At 42.9% G+C, this 21,472-nt stretch carries 24 protein-coding genes; 22 read left to right on the forward strand and 2 right to left on the reverse strand.

Going from position 1 to position 21,472, the window contains the following annotated elements:
- The first annotated feature begins 73 nt into the window (after positions 1–73).
- On the forward strand, positions 74–553 hold the full coding sequence (locus tag GKC25_RS02370; protein ID WP_034663964.1) for a PH domain-containing protein: 480 nt from the start codon (positions 74–76) through the stop codon (positions 551–553).
- Complete coding sequence (locus GKC25_RS02375) at positions 543–2,042, forward strand: PH domain-containing protein (protein WP_034663962.1); 1,500 nt, start codon at positions 543–545, stop codon at positions 2,040–2,042. Before GKC25_RS02370 ends, GKC25_RS02375 begins: the two co-directional genes overlap by 11 nt.
- Positions 2,043–2,098: 56 nt before the next feature.
- On the opposite strand, the gene GKC25_RS02380 is transcribed toward GKC25_RS02375, so the two are convergent.
- On the reverse strand, positions 2,099–2,704 hold the full coding sequence (locus GKC25_RS02380) for a rhomboid family intramembrane serine protease (protein WP_034663961.1): 606 nt from the start codon (positions 2,702–2,704) through the stop codon (positions 2,099–2,101).
- Between the two features lie 94 nt (positions 2,705–2,798).
- On the opposite strand from GKC25_RS02380, the gene acpS reads away from it, so the two are divergent.
- From acpS to GKC25_RS02450, 14 genes are all read left to right on the forward strand, one after another.
- A complete protein-coding gene (gene acpS / locus GKC25_RS02385) occupies positions 2,799–3,164 on the forward strand; it encodes a holo-ACP synthase (RefSeq protein WP_342689897.1) in 366 nt (121 codons plus the stop codon).
- Positions 3,165–3,324: 160 nt separating this feature from the next.
- Positions 3,325–4,341 (forward strand): LolA family protein, encoded by a 1,017-nt coding sequence (locus tag GKC25_RS02390; RefSeq protein WP_095286222.1) that lies wholly within the window; start codon positions 3,325–3,327, stop codon positions 4,339–4,341.
- Between the two features lie 136 nt (positions 4,342–4,477).
- Positions 4,478–5,659: an alanine racemase gene (gene alr / locus GKC25_RS02395; protein WP_342689898.1), complete on the forward strand. Its 1,182-nt coding sequence runs from the start codon at positions 4,478–4,480 to the stop codon at positions 5,657–5,659.
- Positions 5,660–5,952: 293 nt separating this feature from the next.
- Positions 5,953–6,234 carry a hypothetical protein gene (locus GKC25_RS02400; protein ID WP_012008995.1) on the forward strand — a complete coding sequence of 94 codons (282 nt, stop codon included), beginning with the start codon at positions 5,953–5,955 and terminating at the stop codon, positions 6,232–6,234.
- Positions 6,235–6,238: 4 nt separating this feature from the next.
- Positions 6,239–6,589 carry a type II toxin-antitoxin system endoribonuclease NdoA gene (gene ndoA, locus GKC25_RS02405; protein WP_003214169.1) on the forward strand — a complete coding sequence of 117 codons (351 nt, stop codon included), beginning with the start codon at positions 6,239–6,241 and terminating at the stop codon, positions 6,587–6,589.
- 117 nt (positions 6,590–6,706) lie between these two features.
- Positions 6,707–7,582, forward strand: coding sequence for an RsbT co-antagonist protein RsbRA (locus GKC25_RS02410; RefSeq protein ID WP_045210228.1), 876 nt, complete (start codon positions 6,707–6,709; stop codon positions 7,580–7,582).
- Complete coding sequence (rsbS, locus tag GKC25_RS02415) at positions 7,542–7,910, forward strand: RsbT antagonist protein RsbS (RefSeq protein ID WP_003214235.1); 369 nt, start codon at positions 7,542–7,544, stop codon at positions 7,908–7,910. The genes GKC25_RS02410 and rsbS overlap by 41 nt, the downstream gene beginning before the upstream one ends.
- A 2-nt stretch (positions 7,911–7,912) precedes the next feature.
- Complete coding sequence (locus GKC25_RS02420) at positions 7,913–8,314, forward strand: anti-sigma regulatory factor (protein ID WP_034663954.1); 402 nt, start codon at positions 7,913–7,915, stop codon at positions 8,312–8,314.
- 10 nt (positions 8,315–8,324) lie between these two features.
- Positions 8,325–9,332: a PP2C family protein-serine/threonine phosphatase gene (locus GKC25_RS02425; RefSeq protein ID WP_095286219.1), complete on the forward strand. Its 1,008-nt coding sequence runs from the start codon at positions 8,325–8,327 to the stop codon at positions 9,330–9,332.
- Between the two features lie 59 nt (positions 9,333–9,391).
- Complete coding sequence (locus GKC25_RS02430; protein WP_034663950.1) at positions 9,392–9,721, forward strand: anti-sigma factor antagonist; 330 nt, start codon at positions 9,392–9,394, stop codon at positions 9,719–9,721.
- Positions 9,718–10,206, forward strand: coding sequence for an anti-sigma B factor RsbW (gene rsbW / locus GKC25_RS02435; RefSeq protein WP_034663948.1), 489 nt, complete (start codon positions 9,718–9,720; stop codon positions 10,204–10,206). Before GKC25_RS02430 ends, rsbW begins: the two co-directional genes overlap by 4 nt.
- Positions 10,172–10,960: an RNA polymerase sigma factor SigB gene (gene sigB, locus GKC25_RS02440; protein WP_034663946.1), complete on the forward strand. Its 789-nt coding sequence runs from the start codon at positions 10,172–10,174 to the stop codon at positions 10,958–10,960. Before rsbW ends, sigB begins: the two co-directional genes overlap by 35 nt.
- Positions 10,960–11,559 (forward strand): PP2C family serine/threonine-protein phosphatase, encoded by a 600-nt coding sequence (locus tag GKC25_RS02445; RefSeq protein WP_034663944.1) that lies wholly within the window; start codon positions 10,960–10,962, stop codon positions 11,557–11,559. The genes sigB and GKC25_RS02445 overlap by 1 nt, the downstream gene beginning before the upstream one ends.
- Positions 11,560–11,635: 76 nt before the next feature.
- The gene (locus GKC25_RS02450) at positions 11,636–13,795 is read left to right on the forward strand and encodes a Tex family protein (RefSeq protein ID WP_095286214.1); all 2,160 of its coding nucleotides are present in this window, start codon (positions 11,636–11,638) and stop codon (positions 13,793–13,795) included.
- 19 nt (positions 13,796–13,814) lie between these two features.
- On the opposite strand, the gene cmpA is transcribed toward GKC25_RS02450, so the two are convergent.
- Positions 13,815–13,949, reverse strand: a complete 135-nt coding sequence (gene cmpA, locus GKC25_RS02455; protein ID WP_095286213.1) for a cortex morphogenetic protein CmpA — start codon at positions 13,947–13,949, stop codon at positions 13,815–13,817.
- Positions 13,950–14,048: 99 nt separating this feature from the next.
- Between cmpA and GKC25_RS02460 the strand changes: the two genes are divergently transcribed.
- From GKC25_RS02460 to GKC25_RS02485, 6 genes are all read left to right on the forward strand, one after another.
- Positions 14,049–14,522, forward strand: coding sequence for a SprT family protein (locus GKC25_RS02460; protein ID WP_034663941.1), 474 nt, complete (start codon positions 14,049–14,051; stop codon positions 14,520–14,522).
- 227 nt (positions 14,523–14,749) lie between these two features.
- Complete coding sequence (locus GKC25_RS02465) at positions 14,750–15,727, forward strand: thiamine pyrophosphate-dependent dehydrogenase E1 component subunit alpha (RefSeq protein ID WP_034663939.1); 978 nt, start codon at positions 14,750–14,752, stop codon at positions 15,725–15,727.
- Between the two features lie 20 nt (positions 15,728–15,747).
- Positions 15,748–16,785: an alpha-ketoacid dehydrogenase subunit beta gene (locus GKC25_RS02470; protein ID WP_187704347.1), complete on the forward strand. Its 1,038-nt coding sequence runs from the start codon at positions 15,748–15,750 to the stop codon at positions 16,783–16,785.
- A 17-nt stretch (positions 16,786–16,802) separates the two neighbouring features.
- Complete coding sequence (locus GKC25_RS02475) at positions 16,803–17,933, forward strand: dihydrolipoamide acetyltransferase family protein (RefSeq protein ID WP_342689899.1); 1,131 nt, start codon at positions 16,803–16,805, stop codon at positions 17,931–17,933.
- A gap of 18 nt (positions 17,934–17,951) precedes the next feature.
- Positions 17,952–19,331: a dihydrolipoyl dehydrogenase gene (gene lpdA, locus GKC25_RS02480; RefSeq protein WP_187704349.1), complete on the forward strand. Its 1,380-nt coding sequence runs from the start codon at positions 17,952–17,954 to the stop codon at positions 19,329–19,331.
- A 108-nt stretch (positions 19,332–19,439) separates the two neighbouring features.
- Complete coding sequence (locus GKC25_RS02485; protein WP_187704350.1) at positions 19,440–21,287, forward strand: sigma-54-dependent Fis family transcriptional regulator; 1,848 nt, start codon at positions 19,440–19,442, stop codon at positions 21,285–21,287.
- Positions 21,288–21,472: the final 185 nt, after the last annotated feature.

The raw sequence follows: 21,472 nt of genomic DNA on the forward strand, positions 1-21,472 counted from the left end.
ACAGGCTTATTGAAACTTTTTAGGCTCTGTTTCGTAATATATTGATAGAAAAGTAAGAGAATGGGGGAAGAATGTGAGAAAACAGCCGCAACGTCAAATTAGCTTAAATGGATTAAAGGTATGGCGTCTTCAAAATGGAATTATCTCATTGATTTTCTTACTCATCATCATTGGGGTATTTATTGCTAGTTATTATTTTCAATGGCCATATTGGATTGGGGCCATCCTCGTCGGTTTATGGGTCTTACAGGTCATTTTTGGTATTTGGCTTATACCGAAAATCCGTCATCGCATCTGGCGCTACGAAGTATTCGAAAATGAAATTGAAATTCAGCATGGACTCATTCGCGTCACACGTGTGATTGTACCGATGGTGCGAGTCCAGCATGTCGATACATCGCAAGGGCCGCTTTTAAGGCGCTACCGTTTGGCATCTGTTCAAATATCGACTGCTGCTACAGTTCATGATATACCGGCGCTAGAATTAGAAGAAGCAGATGAGCTTCGTGATTACATATCTCGTTTAGCAAGGGTGACGGAAGATGATGTCTGAACCAAAACGTGTACATCCAATCTCGATGTTCATTGATTTTATATCAGATGCCGTATCCATGATCAAAAATTTCATTATCCCTTTTTTCGTGCTTATTTTTGTGAACTCGAATTCGAGCATTCGTTTTTATGCATTTATCATTCTCGGTGTGCTTCTTTTATGGAAAGCTGTTTCAACCGTTTTAGCATGGAGGCGATTCACCTACCGGATGGAAGATGATGAATTTCGCGTGGAATCGGGCGTCATCACAAAAAAGAAAAAATATATTTCGTTAGAACGAATTCAAACCGTGAATACAAGTGAAGGTATCTTCCAGCGGATTTTCGGCTTGGTGCGGGTCCAAATCGAAACAGCAGGCGGAACGGACGGTCCGGAAGTGAGCCTGACGGCGATTACAAAAGCAGAAGCGGAACAATTAAAGCAATCGATTTTCAACCGGAAGAAAAGCTTGCAGCAAGAAGAGATGTTGGATGAAAATGGGGATGTTCCGCATGATCCTCTGACAGCGCAACAACCTGTAGAAGAAGAAATGAATGTTTCCTATCGGATGGGTGTACCAGAGCTGCTTTTGGCTGCGACCACTTCAAGCGGAATCGGAGTCATTATTTCCGGGTGTCTCGCCATTTACACACAAATAGATGAAATTCTTCCTTTGGACGGATTCTTCAAACGCTTCTCTTTTTTAAGTCATGCAAGTATTGAGATTTATGCGATTCTCATATTTATTGCCGTATTGATTGCGTGGATTCTTAGTGTGGGGGTTACAGCCCTTCAATATGCGAATTTTACCGCAAAACGAAAAGGGAAAGACATCATCATCACAAGAGGACTCATCGAGAGGCATCAAATGACCATTCCACTTGCGAGAATTCAAGCAGTGAAAATCAAAGAAAATATTCTCCGTGAGCCCTTTGGCTTTGCGACGGTGATGCTTGTGAGCGCAGGAGGTTCTATTACAGAAAAAGAAACCTCTTCCGTCTTATTTCCGCTGATTCGAAAGAAAAAAATCAGCGAACTGCTGTCTCAATTCACAGATCATTATCACTTGGCGCCAGAAGCTGAACTGAAAAAGGTGCCAAAGCGTTCACTCAAACGCTACCTGATCTCTTACGGCTTTGTGCCATTACTTGTCGGCGTGATCCTATCTGTACGTTTTCCACCATGGGGGTATTTGGCACTCATTCCGCTTCCTATTGCTTTGGTTTTTGGCTATTTAGCTTATAAACAATCAGGCTATACGATCAAAGATTCATTGATTCAACTGACATCAAGAGGCATTGGCAAAACCACTGGCATTGTCTTGAGAAAACGAATGCAAAACTATACGATGACGCAATCTTTCTTCCAAAAGAAAGGCCGATTGGCGAGTATTCACACTTTTGTGAAATCCTCTGCACTGCTTGATTCCTTTGGTGTGCATCACCTTGAGGAAGAAGATGCTGCACGTGTAATGGATTGGTATTCGTATGAAAAAAATAAATCTTCTTAAACAAAAAATGTCGATCAGCTTCCCGTTCATAGGAGTGATCGACATTTTTTATGAGGTTAGTAGCGTCTTTTTTTTGAATGGAAAAATAGCGTAAGAGGTGCTAGGAGCATGCCGCCGATCAATCCAAATAAGTGAGCCATAATATTGATGTTTGAGTTAACGAAAGTCATGATGACAGAGACTGCAAGAATCGTTATGATCACCTGAGAATTGCCGCGGTCCATCATGTGCGGTTTAAATAGAACAAGGTATAAATAAACGCCAAACAAACCGAAGATGGCACCAGAAGCGCCGACATGTACATACTCTAAAGGCTCTACCCAATAGGTTCCGAGATTGCCAACGAACCCTGCACCAAGATAGATGATCAGAAATCGAACCTTCCCAAGCAAATACTCAAGCGCTGGAGCGAATAAGAACAAGGACATAGAATTGAACAAAATATGGGTCAGACTTCCGTGAAGGAAAATAGGTGTGACGAGCCGCCACCATTCTCCGGCAGCTACCCCATAATTGAAACCGACGAGATGGTCGTGACCAAGCTGTATAAGAGGGATAGGAATCGCAAATATAAGCCACAGACCAATTTGCAAAGCAAGAATCGTTGTTACGATTGGATACGATCTAATAAATTGTTGAAAGCTCTCCGTTCGAATAAACATAACAAACCCCTTTTGACTAGATAATGGTAAGTTTATAGTAACACGTTTATGAAGAGAACATCCAAATTAGTACGAGTATCATAGGAGGTACCTCATGATCAAAGGAATAGGCATTGATATTGTAGAAATCAACCGGCTCGCGCGAGTGCTTAACAGACAGCCTCGTTTACCAGAACGAATTTTAACGTTAAGTGAACAAGACATCTTTAACGAACTCAGTGAAAAGAGGCAGCTGGAATTTTTGGCGGGACGGTTTGTAGCAAAGGAAGCTTTCGTTAAAGCTTACGGAACGGGAATCGGCCGGCATTTAAGCTTTCATGACTTGGAAATTCAGAAAGACGAACATGGAAAACCTTTCATCAAAAGCAAGAAAACGATGGGCGACCAGGTTCATGTGTCCATCACTCACACGAAAGAATATGCTGCTGCACAAGTTTTAATTGAAAGGTTGTCAAGCTAGTCTGCATATTGTTTGTCCCCCCTTCATATATTGGGTAGTGCGATAAGGAAGGGCGAGTTGCTAACAGGCTTTGATGGTTCGCGGTACGCAGTTAACTCTTGAGGCGTACTGTTAAAGTCAAACAAGCGGTTTCTTCCTTTTAACACAATTAACGAAGGGGTTGAAAAGGGTGAGAAAAAGCTTTGTTTTGCTTGTAACGGGAATCCTTTTTGTACTGATTCTCTCCGCATGCGGTCAAAAATCTCAGCAGGATATCGTTGGAGATTTAAACAAAAAGGCAGAGGAAATGACATCATACAAAGCCAAAGCAAAAATGACCATTGAGACAGGAAATGACCCGCAGGAGTATCGAGTAGAAATTTGGTACAAGAAGCCGGAACTTTACCGTGTCTATTTAGAAAATCCGAAAAAGGATCAGAGTCAAGTCATTTTAAGAAATGGCAATGGTGTGTTTGTGCTGACACCTTCATTGAACAAGAGCTTCCGTTTCCACAGTGATTGGCCAAATAATAGCAGTCAGGTCTACTTATTTGAGTCACTCGTGAAGGACATTAAAAATGACAGTGCAGCTCAGTTCAAAGCGAAAGAATCAAAGTATGTGTTCGAAACCAAAACCAATTATCAGCACAACCAAATGCTGCCTACCCAAGAGATTACCTTTCATAAAAAAACAATGGCGCCTGCCAGTGTGAAAGTACTGGATAGCGACAAAAAGCCAATGGTGAAAGTGGAATTCTCTCACTTTGAATTCAATAAATCCTTTGACAAAGATGCATTTGATGAGAAGAAAAACATGACACTCTCTCAAATGGATGTAGCCACAAGTGCAGACTCATCTGACAGCTTTGCGGTGAAAACGCCAGTTGATATGCCAGAGGGCGTGAAGAAGATGGAAGAGAAAGAAATGATGACAGATGCTGGGAAACGTTATGTGATGACGTATGGCGGTAAGAAATCCTTCACACTCATTCAGGAAAAAGCGAGAGTAGCTGAAGCATCTACGCCTGTGACGATGAACGGCGAGCCAGTCGACCTTGGCATGACAGTTGGGGTTCTCACAGACCAATCCCTTTCATGGACATCTGACGGAGTGGACTACTTGATTTCTTCAAGTGATCTATCGAAGGAAGAGCTCTTGATGGTTGCAAAGAGTGTAGAAGGCCAGTCAGCTAAATAAATATCTCAGGCGAGAGCCTTGGAAATGAAACATCAGCCCTATGCAAGGGCTGATTTTCTTTGATTTGTTTCACATTATTCTTGATTTTTAGTATCATAATAAAGGTATTGAATCATTCAATAGGGAAGTGTGACGGATGGACACAAATGCCTTTTATAGAGACACATGGGCAGAAATTAATTTAACAGCAATTAAGCATAATGTTTCACATATGAAAGATCATATTGGTCAAAGTGTTCAACTGATGGCTGTGGTGAAAGCCAATGCATATGGACATGGAGATATAGAAGTGGCAAGAGCTGCCCTCAAAGCAGGAGCAGACTTATTAGCCGTAGCCTTTTTAGATGAGGCCGTCTCTTTAAGAAATAAAGGCATCAAAGCACCGATTCTTGTACTCGGCGCCGTACCGCCGGAATATGTCAAAGCCGCCGTTCGATACAATGTCATCATGACCGCTTACTCCATCGATTGGCTGAGAGAAGTCACCACAATGGTGAAAGGACAGATGGGACAACCTATACGTTTTCATTTGAAAATAGACAGCGGAATGAACCGATTAGGTGTGAAAACGATAGAGCAAGTGAACGAAGTGAAAAAGCTTGTCAGTGAACACTCTTATTTACAGCTGGAAGGCGTATTTACTCACTTTGCGACAGCTGATGAAAAGGATGAGACCTACTTTGATCGGCAGGTCGATACCTTTCAAACACTGCTCGAGCCGCTTCATACGGACAAGCTGCTCGTTCATTGCGCCAACAGTGCAGCAGGTCAAAGGTTTAAAGACGTTTTGTTTAATATGGTTCGCTTCGGCATCAGTATGTACGGGCTGTCACCGTCAGAAGAAATCAAGGATGAATTACCTTTCAAGCTGGAAGAAGCCATGTCTCTTTATACAAAGCTTGCCCATGTGAAGCGCATTCAAAAGGGTGAGAGTGTCAGCTACGGGGCGACGTATACAGCCAATCAAGATACGTGGATCGGTACGGTTCCAGTCGGCTATGCAGATGGGTGGATCAGGAAGCTGGCAGGAACGGAAGTGCTCGTTGGCGGAAAGCGCCGGAAGATCGCAGGAAGGGTTTGCATGGATCAATTCATGATTGAACTGAAAGACAATCTTCCAGTAGGGGAGCCGGTCGTTTTAATTGGTAAGCAAGGGGAAGACATGGTATCAGTCGATGAAATCGCAAAAAGGCTTGAAACCATTAACTATGAAGTCACTTGCTCGATTGGCCACCGCATCCCAAGAGTATATATGGAGGACGGCAAAAGAGTGCATGTACGGAATCCGCTGCTTCAAAGCGGGCCAAGCTTTTTATAAACAGTGTTCAAAAGAACGATGGTCAAACTGACTTCGTTCTTTTTTATTCGACAAAAGTAGGGTAAACATTCTCCCTTTTTTAGAGATTTTGGAAATACCGTATGATTTTCGGAAAAAAGCGTATAATGGGAAAGAGGAACTCCATTATCATCTTGATTTACGGGTGGCGAGCCGCTTCATGTTCTAAAAAGAAATCATGAAAAAACAGCTTTGCTTGTGCATTGAATAATGGTATGATTAGTCTTGGAATGGATCGATACGGTATCCGTAAGTTTTGTGGAGGTGTATGTTTTTTGTCTGAATCCAGCGCAACAAACGAAATGAAGATTCGACTGCCGGAGACTTTAATGTCTGAGATCGAACGAGTAGCAGAGCAGGATAAGGTAACAAGAAATGAATTGATCTACCGAGCGACAAAAACGTATATTCGTGAACGTAATATTCGACAAAATCGTGAATCGATGAGACGCGGCTACATGGAGATGGCGAAAATTAATCTGAATATCTCTTCAGAGGCACAATACGCAGAGTTTGAGGCTGAGAATACAGTTGAGCGATTAGTCAGCGGGGGTTAAACATTTGATTGTTAAACGCGGTGATGTTTACTTTGCTGATTTATCTCCTGTTGTTGGCTCCGAGCAGGGCGGGGTTCGCCCGGTATTGGTGATTCAAAATGACATTGGAAATCGCTTCAGCCCGACTGCTATCGTTGCAGCCATAACAGCCCAAATACAAAAAGCGAAATTACCGACTCACGTCGAAATCAATGCAAAGCGCTACGGCTTTGAACGAGATTCTGTCATTCTTTTGGAACAGATTCGTACAATCGATAAACAAAGATTGACAGATAAAATCACACATCTTGATGATGAGATGATGGAGAAGGTTGATGAAGCCTTACAAGTTAGTTTGGCTCTTATTGATTTTTAATATGGTGATATTTGGTTGCTCTCCTGTGAGCAACTTTTTTTTGTGTTCATTTTTTATTAAGGCTATAATGGAGAGAGAATGAAAGTTATTGTTTTTTATGTATGTAGGGGGTAAATTATGTCGAATCATATCGTGTTAGCTTTTGCGAGAGCGCACCAAAAGGAATTAGAAAAAGAATGGACTGACATCTTCAAACGACTCGGAGAAGAAGAAACGGACATGATGCTAAACGATAAAATGTATGAAACGATTTGTTCCGAATATGTCCAGCTTATTCTGGCATCCCTTTCAGAGGCGAATGCTGAGGATTTTGAAGAAAAAGTGCAATCTTTTGCTTTAAAAATTGTACAAATGGGTATATCACTTAAGTTACTGGCAAAAGGGCTAACGGAAATCCGTTCACACTTATATCACAAAATGAACAGTGACAAAAATACTGAACAAGGAAGTAATGAGCTCATATGGGAAATTGATCGGTTCATCTCACCAGTTCATAACGAAATATTGAATCACTACTCCATCTCATGGGAGAAAACCGTCAACCTTCAAAAAATTGCGTTACAGGAACTTTCTGCTCCGCTGATTCCGGTGTTTGAGCACATCACTGTCATGCCTCTTGTCGGAACAATTGATACAGACCGTGCGAAGAAGATCATGGAGAATCTGTTAAATGGCGTTGTGAAGCATCGGTCACAGGTGGTCTTAATCGACATCACCGGTGTACCTGTCGTCGATACAATGGTGGCACACCATATCATTCAAGCGTCAGAGGCTGTGAGATTAGTAGGTGCAAAATGCTTATTGGTCGGTATTCGCCCAGAAATCGCCCAAACCATCGTCACCCTTGGAATTGATTTATCTCAAGTTACAACAAAGAATACCCTTCAAAAAGGAATTCAAACTGCTTTAGAAATGACAAATCGAAAAATTGTTTCATTGGAGGGGAAACCCAGTGAGAAATCACCCGAAGATTCCAATCTTAAAATTATATAATTGTCTTCTAATTTCGATACAGTGGGAGCTTGATGACCAAACAGCCCTTCACTTTCAAGAAGACTTGCTGAATAAAATTCATGAAACAGGAGCGAACGGCGTTGTCATTGACCTAACATCTGTTGATATGATCGATTCATTTATCGCAAAAGTATTAGGCGATGTCATCACGATGTCAAAGCTCATGGGGGCAAAAGTTGTATTAACAGGAATACAGCCGGCAGTCGCTGTAACACTGATTGAACTTGGTATATCACTGGAAGAAATTCAGACAGCATTAGATCTTGAACAAGGGCTTGAGACATTGAAGCGGGAATTGGGGGAATAGATATGAAAGACCAATCCTGTGTGAAAATTTTGACGGAATGGGACATAGTTGCGGCAAGACAACTGGGGCGAAATGTTGCTAAAGAATTAGGATTTGGAACAGTTGACCAAGCAAGAATTACGACGGCCATTTCTGAACTAGCTCGAAACATCTATTTATACGCTGGTAAAGGTCAGATTTGTATAGAAGAAGTGATGGAGCGCGGAAAGCGTGGACTCAAAATCATTGCAGCCGATGAAGGGCCTGGCATCATGGATATACGTAAAGTGATGGAAGACGGTTTTTCTACATCAGGCGGACTCGGAGCAGGTCTTCCGGGAGTCAGAAGACTGATGGATGATTTTGAATTAGATTCTACACAAGAACAAGGAACGGAGATAAAAGCTGTTAAGTGGCTTCGCTAGGAGGGAAACCATGGATTTTAAGGAGGTAATGGAGCAGCGGTATCATCAGCTGCTCAGTCGTTATATCAGTGATTTAACTGAAACATCGCTTTATCAAGCTCAAAAATTTAGCCGAAAAACCATTGAGCATCAAATACCTCCTGAAGAAATAGTGAGTGTTCACCGAAAAGTGATTCAGGAGCTATACCCTGATTTGCCGGAAGATGTCTTTCATTCACTAGACTTCTTAATTGAAGTCATGATTGGGTACGGACTAGCTTACCAGGAACATTTAACACTTAGAGGCATCCAGCAAGAAATTAAATCAGAAATCGAAATTGCTGCTAATGTTCAGCAAACCCTTCTGGAAACGAAAATTCCAGAAGGAGACACATTTGATATCGGGGCTATTAGTGTGCCGGCAAAACAGATGAGTGGAGATTATTACCATTTTGTCACCGATCACGATACGATTAATATCGCGATCGCAGATGTGATTGGGAAAGGCATCCCGGCTGCGCTCTGTATGTCGATGATTAAGTATGCGATGGATTCCTTGCCGGAGTCAGGAAGCGGTCCCACAAAGGTGTTAAAAACCCTTAATCGTGTTGTCGAGCAAAACGTAGACCCGAGCATGTTTATTACCATGTTCTATGGCAGCTATAATAAAGCAACGCATGAATTTAAATATGCATCGGCTGGTCATGAGCCGGGCTTTTTCTATTGCAAAAAAGAGAATCAATTTTACGATTTAGACGCTAAGGGACTTGTCCTTGGGATCGCACCAGACTTTGACTATCGGCAGTATGAGAAGTATTTGGACGTCGGGGATATGGTCATCTTATTCTCAGATGGCGTGACAGAATCCAAGGCAGAGGACGGTTTTTTAGAGCGGGAGGATATCAAAACGCTTATAGCAGAGCACCTATCTTATTCCGCTCAGGAAATGGTCGATGCTATCTATGCCAGCTTACTGAAGCTGCAAGATTTTCAGCTTCATGATGACTTTACATTACTTGTTCTGAAAAGAAAGGTTTAGAAAGTAAATATGCGGGTATATAAAATTCTAGGAAACAAGAATTTCGAGGTGAATGCATAATGAATATGTCTATGAAAGAGCATCAAATAGATAATAAGACGAAAATTAGCGTCAGCGGAGAAATCGATGTATACTCCGCTCCTGAGCTAAGAGAAAAGCTTATGCCTAAAGCGGAGCAAGGGGATCATCTTGAAATCTGCTTGAAGGATGTTTCTTATATGGATAGTACGGGTTTAGGTGTATTTGTTGGGCTGTTTAAAGCGGCTCAAAAAGCAGGCGGAACATTAAAGCTTGAGAACTTGTCAGATCGGCTTGTAAGGTTGTTTGAAATTACTGGACTAAAGGACATCATTGACATTTCTGCAAAGACAGAGGGTGGGGTACAATGAACGAATCAGTAGATCTAATCGAAATGAAAATCCCAGCGAAACCAGAATACGTAGGCATCATTCGCCTGACTCTTTCAGGCGTAGCAAGCCGTATGGGCTATGTTTACGAAGAGATTGAAGACTTAAAAATTGCCGTCAGTGAGGCTTGTACAAATGCAGTTCAGCATGCCTACAAAGGTGAACATGGCGAAGATGGAGAGGTAGCTGTTCGCTTTCTTGTCTATGAGGATCGTCTAGAAATCATTGTCTCTGACAAAGGCGGTAGCTTTGACTTTAAGCAAAAGCAGGAAGGACTAGGGCCTTACACATCTGCTCATACGGTGGATCAATTGGCAGAAGGAGGTCTTGGTTTATATTTGATGCAAACATTGATGGATGAAGTCGAGGTGCAAGCAAACTCCGGAGTTACCGTTGCGATGACAAAGTTTTTAAACAGGGAGCGAGTTGACCATGACACAACCATCCAAAACTATGAAACTAACTAAAGATGAAGTAGATCGCCTCATCCAAAGCTATCAAACCAATCAAGACGAGCAGGCGCAGCTCACGCTTGTCGAATGTTATACAAATCTGGTCGATATGCTGGCGAAAAAATATTCCAAAGGGAAAAGTTTTCATGAGGATCTCAGACAAGTTGGAATGATTGGTTTACTCGGCGCTATTAAGCGATATGACCCGCTCGTCGGTAAATCATTTGAAGCCTTTGCCATTCCAACCATCATCGGGGAAATCAAACGCTTTTTACGTGATAAGACATGGAGTGTCCATGTACCAAGGCGGATCAAAGAGCTTGGACCAAGAATCAAGATGGCAGTTGATCATCTGACAACGGAGACGCAAAAGTCACCTAAAGTTCAAGAAATTGCAGAATACCTAGATGTGACAGAAGAAGAAGTACTTGAAACAATGGAGATGGGCAAAAGCTATCAAGCGCTGTCTGTTGACCAAGGCGTAGAGGCTGATTCTGAAGGAAGTACAGTCACCATTTTAGACGTTGTCGGCTCACAAGAAGAGGGCTACGAACGTGTAAACCAAAAAATGATGCTTGAGAGTGTGCTTCATGTTCTGACAGATCGAGAAAAAGAGATTATCGATCTGACTTATTTACAAAATAAGAGTCAGAAAGAAACAGGCGATTTACTCGGGATATCCCAAATGCATGTATCGAGACTGCAACGGAAGGCAGTTAAAAAGCTACGAGATGCATTATCAGAAGATGCGTCTATGGAGCTAGGGTAATGAAGCAGATTGAACAGCATGAGCATGTGAATGCCATTATCTATCAATCGAATAAAGAAGGGAAATCTTGCTGCGGGGACAGTTTTTTTATTAAAGCAGATGATGAAGAACTAATTTGTGCTGTGGCAGACGGATTAGGCAGCGGTCAGTTCGCCAATGAATCATCTTCTTTAGTCAGCGAAATTGTCGAAGAATATGGACATGAGGATATGACGACCCTCATCGACAGATGCAATCAGGCTATGAAAAATAAACGCGGGGCCACAGTTGCGATCTTAAAGGTGAATTTTTCCCAGCAGCAATTTACCTATTGTTCGGTTGGTAATATTCGGTTTATCTTGAATGCCCCTTCTGGCGACTATATTTATCCACTTCCGACATCAGGATACTTATCAGGGAAACCTAGAAAATATAAAACTTACACCTATTCCTACGAAAAAGGATCGACATTCATTATGTATTCAGACGGACTGAATGTGCCAAACATGAGAATGTGTTTAAAGCATAGTCATTCAGTTGCAGACATTGCCAAACAGCTTGAAACATACACACAAGACAAGAAAGACGATCTCACCTATGTACTTGGTCAGCTCATGTAAAATAGCTGACCTTTTTTCTGTTTTGCCGGTTTTTTTGATACACTAAAAGAGAAGACACAGTGAGAGGATGCAAAGTATGAAGACATCTGACTTTTTATTGAAACAAATTGCAACAGAATTAAAGCTTTCAACAAAACAAATTGAAAGTGTCATCAAGCTCTTAGAGGATGGCAACACCGTCCCGTTTATTGCCCGTTACCGGAAAGAGCAGACAGGCTCACTGGATGAGGTGCAAATTCAAACCATTTCAGAGCGCTATACATATATCCAAAATGTCATGAACCGAAAAGAAGAAGTCATTCGCTTAATCGCTGAACAAGACAAACTGACGGATGAATTAAAACAAAAAATTGAACAAGCTCATAAACTGCAAGAGGTCGAAGATTTATACCGGCCATTCAAACAAAAACGTAAAACAAAGGCGAATGTAGCCAAAGCAAAAGGGCTCGAGCCGCTGGCGGAATATGTACTCGCGCTGCCAAGCGATGAGATCGAGAAGAAGGCTGCTTCTTTTATCAACGAAGAAAAGGAAGTAAGAAGTGTAGACGAGGCACTTGAAGGCGCGCAGCACATCATTGCTGAACAGCTGGCTGATGATCCTGATATGCGGAAATGGATTCGCAGTGAAACGTACCAAAAGGGCAGTCTGGTCACATCAGGAAAAGACATCGAGAGCGATGAGAAAAACGTCTATGAAATGTATTACGATTATCAAGAGCCCATCAAAAAGATAGTGCCCCACCGTGTACTAGCGGTCAATCGTGGAGAGAAAGAAGGCATCTTAAAGGCAGCCATCGAACCACCTGCTGAAAATATTCGTTTCTATCTCGACAAGCAAGTCATAAAAGGCAAGCAGACGACGGCGAGACCGTTTATTGAAGCGGCAATTGATGATGCCTATAAGCGCCTCATTCAGCCTTCAATCGAACGAGAAATACGCAAAGAGCTGACAGAAAAGGCAGAAGAGCAAGCGATTCATATTTTTGCTGAAAACTTAAGAAAACTGCTTCTTCAGCCCCCGATGAAAGGGAAGCGTGTACTAGGAGTCGACCCTGCATTTCGTACAGGCTGTAAGTTAGCCGTCGTGGATGATACGGGCAAAGTCCATCATATTGGCGTCATTTACCCGCACCCGCCTGTGCAGAAAAAAGCGGAAGCCAAACAAAAAGTGAAAGAGATCATTCAATCATCAAATATTGAAGTCATTGCGATTGGAAATGGAACAGCCTCAAGAGAGACCGAACAATTCATCGCAGACCTGATTCAAGAGCTGGATCAGCCGGTGTCCTATTTAATCGTGAATGAAGCAGGGGCAAGTGTATACTCTGCGTCTGCACTGGCGCGAGAAGAGTTTCCAGACCTGCAAGTCGAAGAACGAAGTGCCATATCAATTGCTAGAAGATTACAAGATCCTTTAGCAGAGCTTGTGAAAATTGATCCGAAGTCTGTCGGGGTGGGCCAATACCAGCATGACGTGAGCCAAAAGCAATTAAACAGCTCGTTAACCTTCGTGGTGGAGACTGTCGTCAACCAAGTCGGTGTGAACGTCAATACGGCCTCACAGGCGCTGCTGCAATATGTGTCAGGCCTTTCAAAAGCCGTCGCAGGAAATATCATCAAGCGCCGCGAAGAGATTGGGAGATTCACAAGCAGAAAAGAGCTCAAGGATATTCCAAGACTTGGTGCTAAGACTTATGAGCAGTGTATCGGCTTCCTGCGCATCGCAGACGGACAAGATCCACTTGATCGTACAGGCATTCACCCAGAGAGCTATAAAGAAACAAAACAATTCTTACGCATGATCAAGATGACGCCAGATGATCTTGGCACAGAGCTGTTAAAGGAGAAAATTGCAGAGGTCAAACTGGACGAAGCAGCAGAGCAGCTTGATATTGGTATCATTACACTTCAGGATATCATCGATCAGCTGACAAGACCTGAGCGTGATCCGCGCGATGAAGTCCCAAAACCTCTTTTGAAAACAGATGTGTTGAAATTGGAGGACTTGAAGCAAGGAATGGAGCTGCAAGGAACGGTGCGAAACGTCGTAGACTTCGGCGCATTCGTTGATATTGGTGTAAAGCAGGACGGGCTTGTACATATTTCAAAGCTAAGCAACCGTTTTGTGAAGCATCCGCTTGACGTTGTATCAGTTGGTGACATTGTAACTGTATGGGTGGACTCCGTTGACCAGGCAAAAGGCCGCGTTGCCCTCTCCATGCTGAAACCAGAGTAAACAAAAAACGAGGCGCACCTTAGGATGGGGTGTGCCTTGATGTGACTGAATGTTTTTTTCTGTAGAAGTACCAGCATTGATTCAGCAATTTGATTTGGTAATGATTTTTTTCAAAAAATGCCTTCTGCATCTGATTTTTCAGCCAGTTGGGCATCGCCCATTCCTCCTTTGATCGAAACAGTGGGTGTACCTTCAATGTATGCAAAGGGGAAATTGTCCCGTTCGAGGTTTTTATAGAAAGGAACGATCTTGATTGAAGGAGAGAGAGTTACAGCAGTTAACAGAGCATATTTCTGAGCAGTTCTTTGGTAAGGCATTCCGCCATCAAGCTGTTTTTAATGACCGTCTCAAAACGACAGGCGGAAGATATTTGCTTGGTACACACAATATTGAGTTAAATCGCCGATATTTAGAGGAGCATGGAAGAGCTGAATTGATTGGGATCATCAAGCATGAACTGTGTCATTATCATCTGCACCTTGAGGGGAAGGGCTATCAGCATCGTGATCGGGATTTTAAAGAGTTATTAAAACAAGTAGGAGCCCCGCGTTTTTGTACACCGCTAAAGACCGTACAAAATAAACGGCGTGTACAGAAACGGCATGAATATGTCTGCACAGGATGCGGTCAGTATTTTATCAGGAAAAGACGATTTGATACCTCTCGTTATGTGTGCGGCGTCTGCAAAGGAAAATTAAAATGGCGGCGTACAATCGATTCAGAGTGAAAAGCATTCCTTTATGGGATGCTTTTTTTTGTGGCCAATGAAACTGATCATCGTGATATGTAGGAGATGAAGTAGACATATTGAGACAAATAGAGACGCAAATCTCATTTTGTCTCTTTTTTGATCGGTGTGAATCGTTCAAAACCTAAGTTTTCAAGTGCCATGATGTTGGCACGTTTTTTGCTTGTATATAAGTGCAAGCAAAAAAAGATAGGAGGTTTTACCATATGGAAATGGCACTCACAAAAGAAAAAGCCGTTTGGATGTATCAAAAAATGCAGGAAATCCGCCAATTTGAAGATCAAGTACACACGCTTTTTACAAAAGGGATCTTGCCGGGCTTTGTCCATCTTTATGCTGGCGAAGAAGCTGTTGCTGTAGGAGTCTGTGCTCACCTGAATGAACAAGACAGTATTACAAGTACACACCGCGGCCACGGCCATTGTATCGCTAAGGGCTGTGATCTAAAAGGAATGATGGCAGAAATCTATGGAAAAGCCACAGGTCTTTGTAAAGGAAAAGGTGGATCCATGCACATTGCAGATTTTGATAAAGGAATGCTCGGTGCTAACGGAATTGTTGGAGGCGGCTTTCCACTTGCGTGCGGGGCAGCCCTCACGGCTAAATATAAAAAGACAAATAATGTAAGCGTTTGCTTTTTTGGGGATGGTGCAAACAATCAAGGGACTTTTCACGAAGGAATCAATCTCGCCGCCATCTGGAAACTGCCTGTCATTTTCATCGCAGAAAACAATGGTTACGGGGAAGCGACGCCATTTTCCTATGCTTCAAGCTGCAAATCGATCGTGGATCGAGCCGCCAGTTATGGCATTCCGGGTATTCAAGTAGATGGAAAAGATGTGACAGCCGTTTATCAAGCAGCAGAACAAGCGATAGAACGAGCAAAAAATGGTGAAGGTCCGACATTGATTGAATGCATGACATATCGGAATTATGGTCATTTTGAAGGAGACGCTCAGCGCTACAAAACAAATCAAGAAAAAACAGAACACCAAGAAGAGAAAGATGCCATCGCTCTTTTTAAAAATGAATTATTAAAGAAGCAGCTGCTGACGAATCAAGAGATATCAAGTATTGAAGCGGCTGTAGCAGAAGCGATAGATGAAGCCGTTAGATTCAGTGAAGAAAGTGAATATCCAGATCATACCGAATTACTGACCGATGTGTATGTTTCGTATCAATAAATCAGAAAGGGGAGAGGAAAATGACAAGAGAAATCAGCATGTCTAGTGCTTTGAATGAAGCGATTAAACTGGCAATGAGAAGAGACGAAGATGTCATTTTAATGGGGGAAGATGTTGCGGGAGGCGCTCATGTAGATCACTTACAGGATGATGAAGCATGGGGCGGAGTTCTTGGAGTAACAAAAGGAATCGTACAGGAGTTTGGACGTGAGCGTGTCCTAGACACACCGATTAGTGAAGCTGGCTATGTAGGCGCGGCTATGGCAGCTGCTTCAACAGGGCTAAGACCAATTGCGGAACTTATGTTTAATGATTTTATCGGTACTTGTCTGGACCAAGTGCTGAATCAAGGCGCAAAATTTCGATACATGTTTGGCGGAAAAGCAGAGGTGCCGATCACGATTAGAACGACACATGGGGCGGGTTTTAGAGCAGCAGCCCAGCATTCGCAAAGTTTGTATGCGTTATTTACAAGCATTCCTGGATTGAAAGTAGTTGTGCCTTCTTCACCTTATGATGCCAAAGGGCTGCTGCTGGCAGCAATCGAGGATCAGGACCCTGTCATCTTTTTTGAAGACAAGACGCTTTACAATATCACAGGAGATGTGCCGGAGAGGTATTACACACTGCCGCTTGGTAAAGCAGATGTGAAGAGAGAGGGTTCTGATGTAACCATCTTTGCAGTAGGCAAACAAGTGCATACAGCACTCGAAGCGGCAGAAGAGTTAGCTGCTCAAGGTATTGAAGCGGAAGTGATTGACCCAAGAAGCTTGTCGCCGCTCGATGATGAGGCCATTCTGACTTCGGTAGAAAAAACAAATCGGCTTGTCATTGTGGATGAAGCAAATCCAAGGTGCGGAATTGCCGCAGATATCTCTTCTTTGATTGCAGATAAAGGATTCGATTTACTTGACGCTCCAATCAAAAAAGTGACGGCTCCTCATACACCAGTACCATTTTCACCACCTCTTGAAGATATATATCTGCCGACACCTGATAAGGTTGTGAACACCGTATTAGAGATGATTGGCAAGAGTCATGACAAGATCTTGAACTAAAGAAAGGAGAGAGGGAGATGGCTGTCGAAGTTGTGATGCCTAAATTGGGTATGTCGATGAAAGAAGGAACGGTATCTGTCTGGAATAAGGAGGTCGGTGAGACCGTAAATAAAGGGGAAAGCATTGCAAGCATCAACTCTGAAAAAATTGAAATGGAGATCGAATCACCTGCTGAAGGAACCATATTGGATATAAAAGTGTCTGAGGGAGAAGGTGTACCGCCTGGCACGGTCATTTGCTATATCGGTGAAGGAAATGAACAGGTGGAGGAAAAGAAAGAAAGAGACGTCCAGTCAAAACCAAAAAAAGAGAGAAAGAAAATCTCCCCTGTTGCTCGTAAAATTGCGAATAGCGCAAACCTAGACATTGATACGCTGGTGGGGACAGGACCGGGGGGAAGAATTACGAAAGCGGATGTGCTTCATGCGCTTCCTGAACGGGCAGAGAAAAAACAAAATGAGACAGAGCATCAACCTGTTAACACGATGCGGAAAACAATTGCCTCAAGAATGATGGAAAGCCTGCAAACAAGTGCACAATTAACCATTACGATGAAAGCGGACGTGACAAAACTTACAAACTTACAACAACAGCTGAATGAAACAGCCATAGCCCGTCACGATACAAAATTGACCATGACCGATTTTGTAGCCAAAGCAACGATCCTTTCATTACTCGAACACCCTGCGATGAACAGTCAATATCAAAATGAAAGAGTGGAAACTTTTGAGTATGTTCATCTTGGGATAGCTGCTGCTTTAGAAAACGGCTTAGCTGTGCCAGTTATTCGACATGCGGAGAGACTAGAGCTCATTGAGCTAGCGAAGACCATCAAATTGTATGGCAAAAAAGCACGTGAAGGCAAACTTCTTCACGATGAAATCGAAGGCTCTACCTTTACGATCACCAACCTAGGTGCATATGGTGTAGAGCATTTCACTCCGATTTTGAATCCGCCGGAAGCCGGTATCCTTGGCGTTGGAACAATGTATGAAACCCCTGTTTATCGAGAGGATGAATTGTGCAAAGGGACCATCCTGCCACTCAGTCTTACGTTTGATCACCGCGTGCTGGACGGAGCGCCGGCATCCGCATTTTTATCAACGGTCAAAGCATATTTAGAAGAACCAATATCCATTCTTTTATAGGAAGAAGGTGAACGTATCATGACACTGGTCATTATAGGAGGCGGACCAGCAGGTTATGTGGCGGCCATAACAGCTGCCCGTTTTGGCAGGAAGGTTGTGTTAATTGATCAAGGTCAGCTGGGGGGTACCTGCCTCAATGAAGGCTGTATTCCGACGAAAGCACTTTTGCAAAGCGCCGATATGTATGAGCATGTGAAATCGGCTGTACATTTTGGAATTGAGCTTCCAGGACATGATCCTATCATCCAATGGGATGCCGTCCAAAAACGGAAACAGTCTGTCGTCAAACAGCTGACTGATGGTGTTCGCTACTTGATGAATAAAAACAAAGTCAGCGTGGTGAATGGGAAGGCATCATTTCTATCGGCACATGAGCTATTGATAGAAAGTGAAGGGAAGTCTGAAATCATTCAAGCAAAACAAATCATTATTGCATCAGGGGCAGCGCCTGCTGCTTTACCTTTTGCACCTTTTGATGGGGAATGGATCATTCACAGCAAGGATGCCATGTCACTTTCTTCGATACCAGATTCGCTTTGTATTATTGGGGGAGGGGTGATCGGCTGTGAGTTTGCAAGCATATTTAGCAGAATGGGGACAAAAGTTGTCATGGTTGAGCGGGCAGTGCACATTTTACCTGAAGAAGATTGTGATATAGCACAATGTCTTCACGAGCAACTCGAAGAAACGGGTGTAGACATTTTGACGTCCGCCGCAGTCAAACAGTTTGATTCTTCTTCAAGAAAAGTAGTGGTAGAGAAAAATCAAGGAGAGCAGTGTGAAATCCAGTCTGATCGTTGCTTAGTGGCAATTGGCAGAACTCCGCAGCTTGGAGAGTTGAATCTTGATCAGGTCGGCATTGAATTTGACAGAAACGGAATCTACGTCAATGAACATATGCAAACCAATCTCCCGCATATCTATGCGTGCGGTGATGTGACAGGTGGGGTCCAGCTTGCTCATACTGCTTTTCATGAAGGAACGGTTGCGGCATCCCATGCATCAGGTGAACATGTAAAAGTCAATGAACAAGTGATTCCAAGATGCATCTACACCTCTCCAGAAATCGCCAGTGTTGGTTTAAATGAAGAGAGTGCTAGAAAACAATATGAGGAGATTCGGATAGGGACATGTGCATTTTCTGCAAATGGAAAAGCATTAATCTTAAATCAACCAGCCGGTCAAGTAAAGGTCATTGTAGAACCGCAATATCAAGAAATTTTAGGTGTATCAATCATTGGACCGAATGCAACAGAACTGATTGGACAAGCGGCGGTGATGATGCATACAGAGCTGACCGCTGATACATTAGAGCAGTTTATTGCGGCACATCCGACACTTTCAGAGGCGATACACGAAGCCTTGCTGCAAACCATTGGACGAGCGGTGCACTGCTGAAAAAGGCTTCTATTCTATCCGATTGACTTCTTGGGTTAGCTAATGATAATTGAAAGCGCTTTTATAATTATCTATAATGAATAAAAAGCCCCTAGAGGAGAGGATGGAATGAATCCGACGCCTTGTTATTTAAATACGTGGAAACGTTTTGTTCGTGAAGGTTTGCTTGATCAGTCTCGTCTGAATAAGAGAGTGGTGGAATCATGGCACAGGTGTAAACAGGCAAATGTGAATCCGTATTTAGATAAAGGACAGTCGTTGTTAGAAAAGGAAAGATTCAGTGCCCAAAAAAAGAAATATTCATTATTCCTAAATGCGGCTCTCCCTTACTTAAATAAAATTAGTCAGCAATTAAAAGAATCTGACATGCTGGCCTTACTCATCGATGCAGACGGTTATGTGCTAAGTCTGACAGGAAGCGAAAGAACGATGGTGGAAGCAAGAAGAATTAATTTTATGGAGGGTTCGCGCTGGACCGAAACTGATGTAGGGACAAATGCGATCGGAACGGCACTCGTCATCGGAGAAGCGGTGACGATCAATGGAACTGAGCATTTTTCTATCGCCTCTCACCATTGGAGTTGTTCAGCCGCTCCTATTCGCGATGCAGACGGTACAATCATAGGGGTGATTGACATCTCCTGTATGACGGATAACAAGCACCCTTTTATGCTTGGAATGGCTTCAACGGTTGCTTATGCCATCGAGAGAGAAATTCAAGTCCAGCAAAAAAGGAGGGAGATGGAGCTAATCACTCACTGTCTCCAGCAGGTGGAAGCAGACGAACCGTATGTGGTCTGTAATGAAAAAAAGCAAATTGTTTCTGCCAGCAGGTCGATTAGAGAACGATTTTCAGACTGGTATGGAATGGATGTCGAGCGGCTTAAGGATCATCCATTTGTTATCAGAGGAAAGCAGATCATTCAATCAGAGCAAGATGGAAAGATGCTAGGTATATCCCTTTCCCTTGAAGAAGCAGCGAAAAGCAGCATAACCGTTTCTTTTGCTCAATTTCCCGGGGAATCTGGAACAAGTAAGGTGTTTCAACAGACGCTCAGTGAGATGAAGAGAGCGGCACAAACAGATGCCAATGTATATATTTGGGGCGAAACAGGTACAGGGAAGGAACTGGCCGCTAGAGCTATTCACTCAGCCAGTGAAAGGCATAGAGGACCGTTTATTGCTGTTAATTGCGGAGCCATTCCTGAAAGCCTGTTAGAAAGCGAATTATTCGGCTATGCTGAAGGGGCTTTTACAGGGGCAAAACGTCACGGAGCTAAAGGGAAATTTGAACAAGCTCATAAAGGAACACTCTTTTTAGACGAAATTGGCGAAATCCCATATGCGATGCAAGTAGCACTTCTTCGGGTGATAGAAGAAAGGAAAGTCGTTCCGCTCGGCGGGACACACGAAATCCCTTTGGATATTCGAATCATTACAGCAACACACCGTAATATGAACGAACTGCTGAAGGAAGGAAAAATACGAGAAGACTTGTATTACCGTCTTCATGTCTATCCGATCAACATCCCGCCGCTTAGAGAAAGAAAAGAAGACATTCATGATTTATATCGTTATTACCAAAAGAAGCACCACTGGAATGCGGCGTTTCCTGAATCATTTTTTCAGACATTGCAGGAATACCACTGGCCGGGAAACATACGAGAGCTTTTTAATCTGTTTGAACATCTAAGGGTCCTCTTTCCTAAAGGCGGATGGATTGGTGAATCGCAATATGCTTCAGTATTAGAGACGATTGATCAGAAAAAGCAGAAGCTGCATCCAGAAGAGTGTACCGAGATTCCAAAAGAACTCACGTTTAGGGAGCGCATTCAAAAGCAAACAGTGATAGAAGCACTGCATAATACGAAAGGTCATGTGTCAGAAGCAGCGAAGTTAGCAGGGGTGCCAAGAAGTACTTTTTATAAGTGGATGCGAAAGTTTAAGCTGTCTTAGCCTCCTGAGGAAGGCTGCATCAAGGCCCTTGGTCTACGTTAAGAGGTCGGGGGCTTTCTGCCAAGTTAAACAAATGGCATGGAAAAAGGCTTGACTGTTATATTAGTATATGTTAAATTATAAAAGTCGTCGCAAATGGGGCAGGAATGAAACGCTTAAAAATTCTTGACACATTTTTCTGGCAT

Source organism: Bacillus pumilus (assembly GCF_038738535.1).
GTDB lineage: Bacteria > Bacillota > Bacilli > Bacillales > Bacillaceae > Bacillus.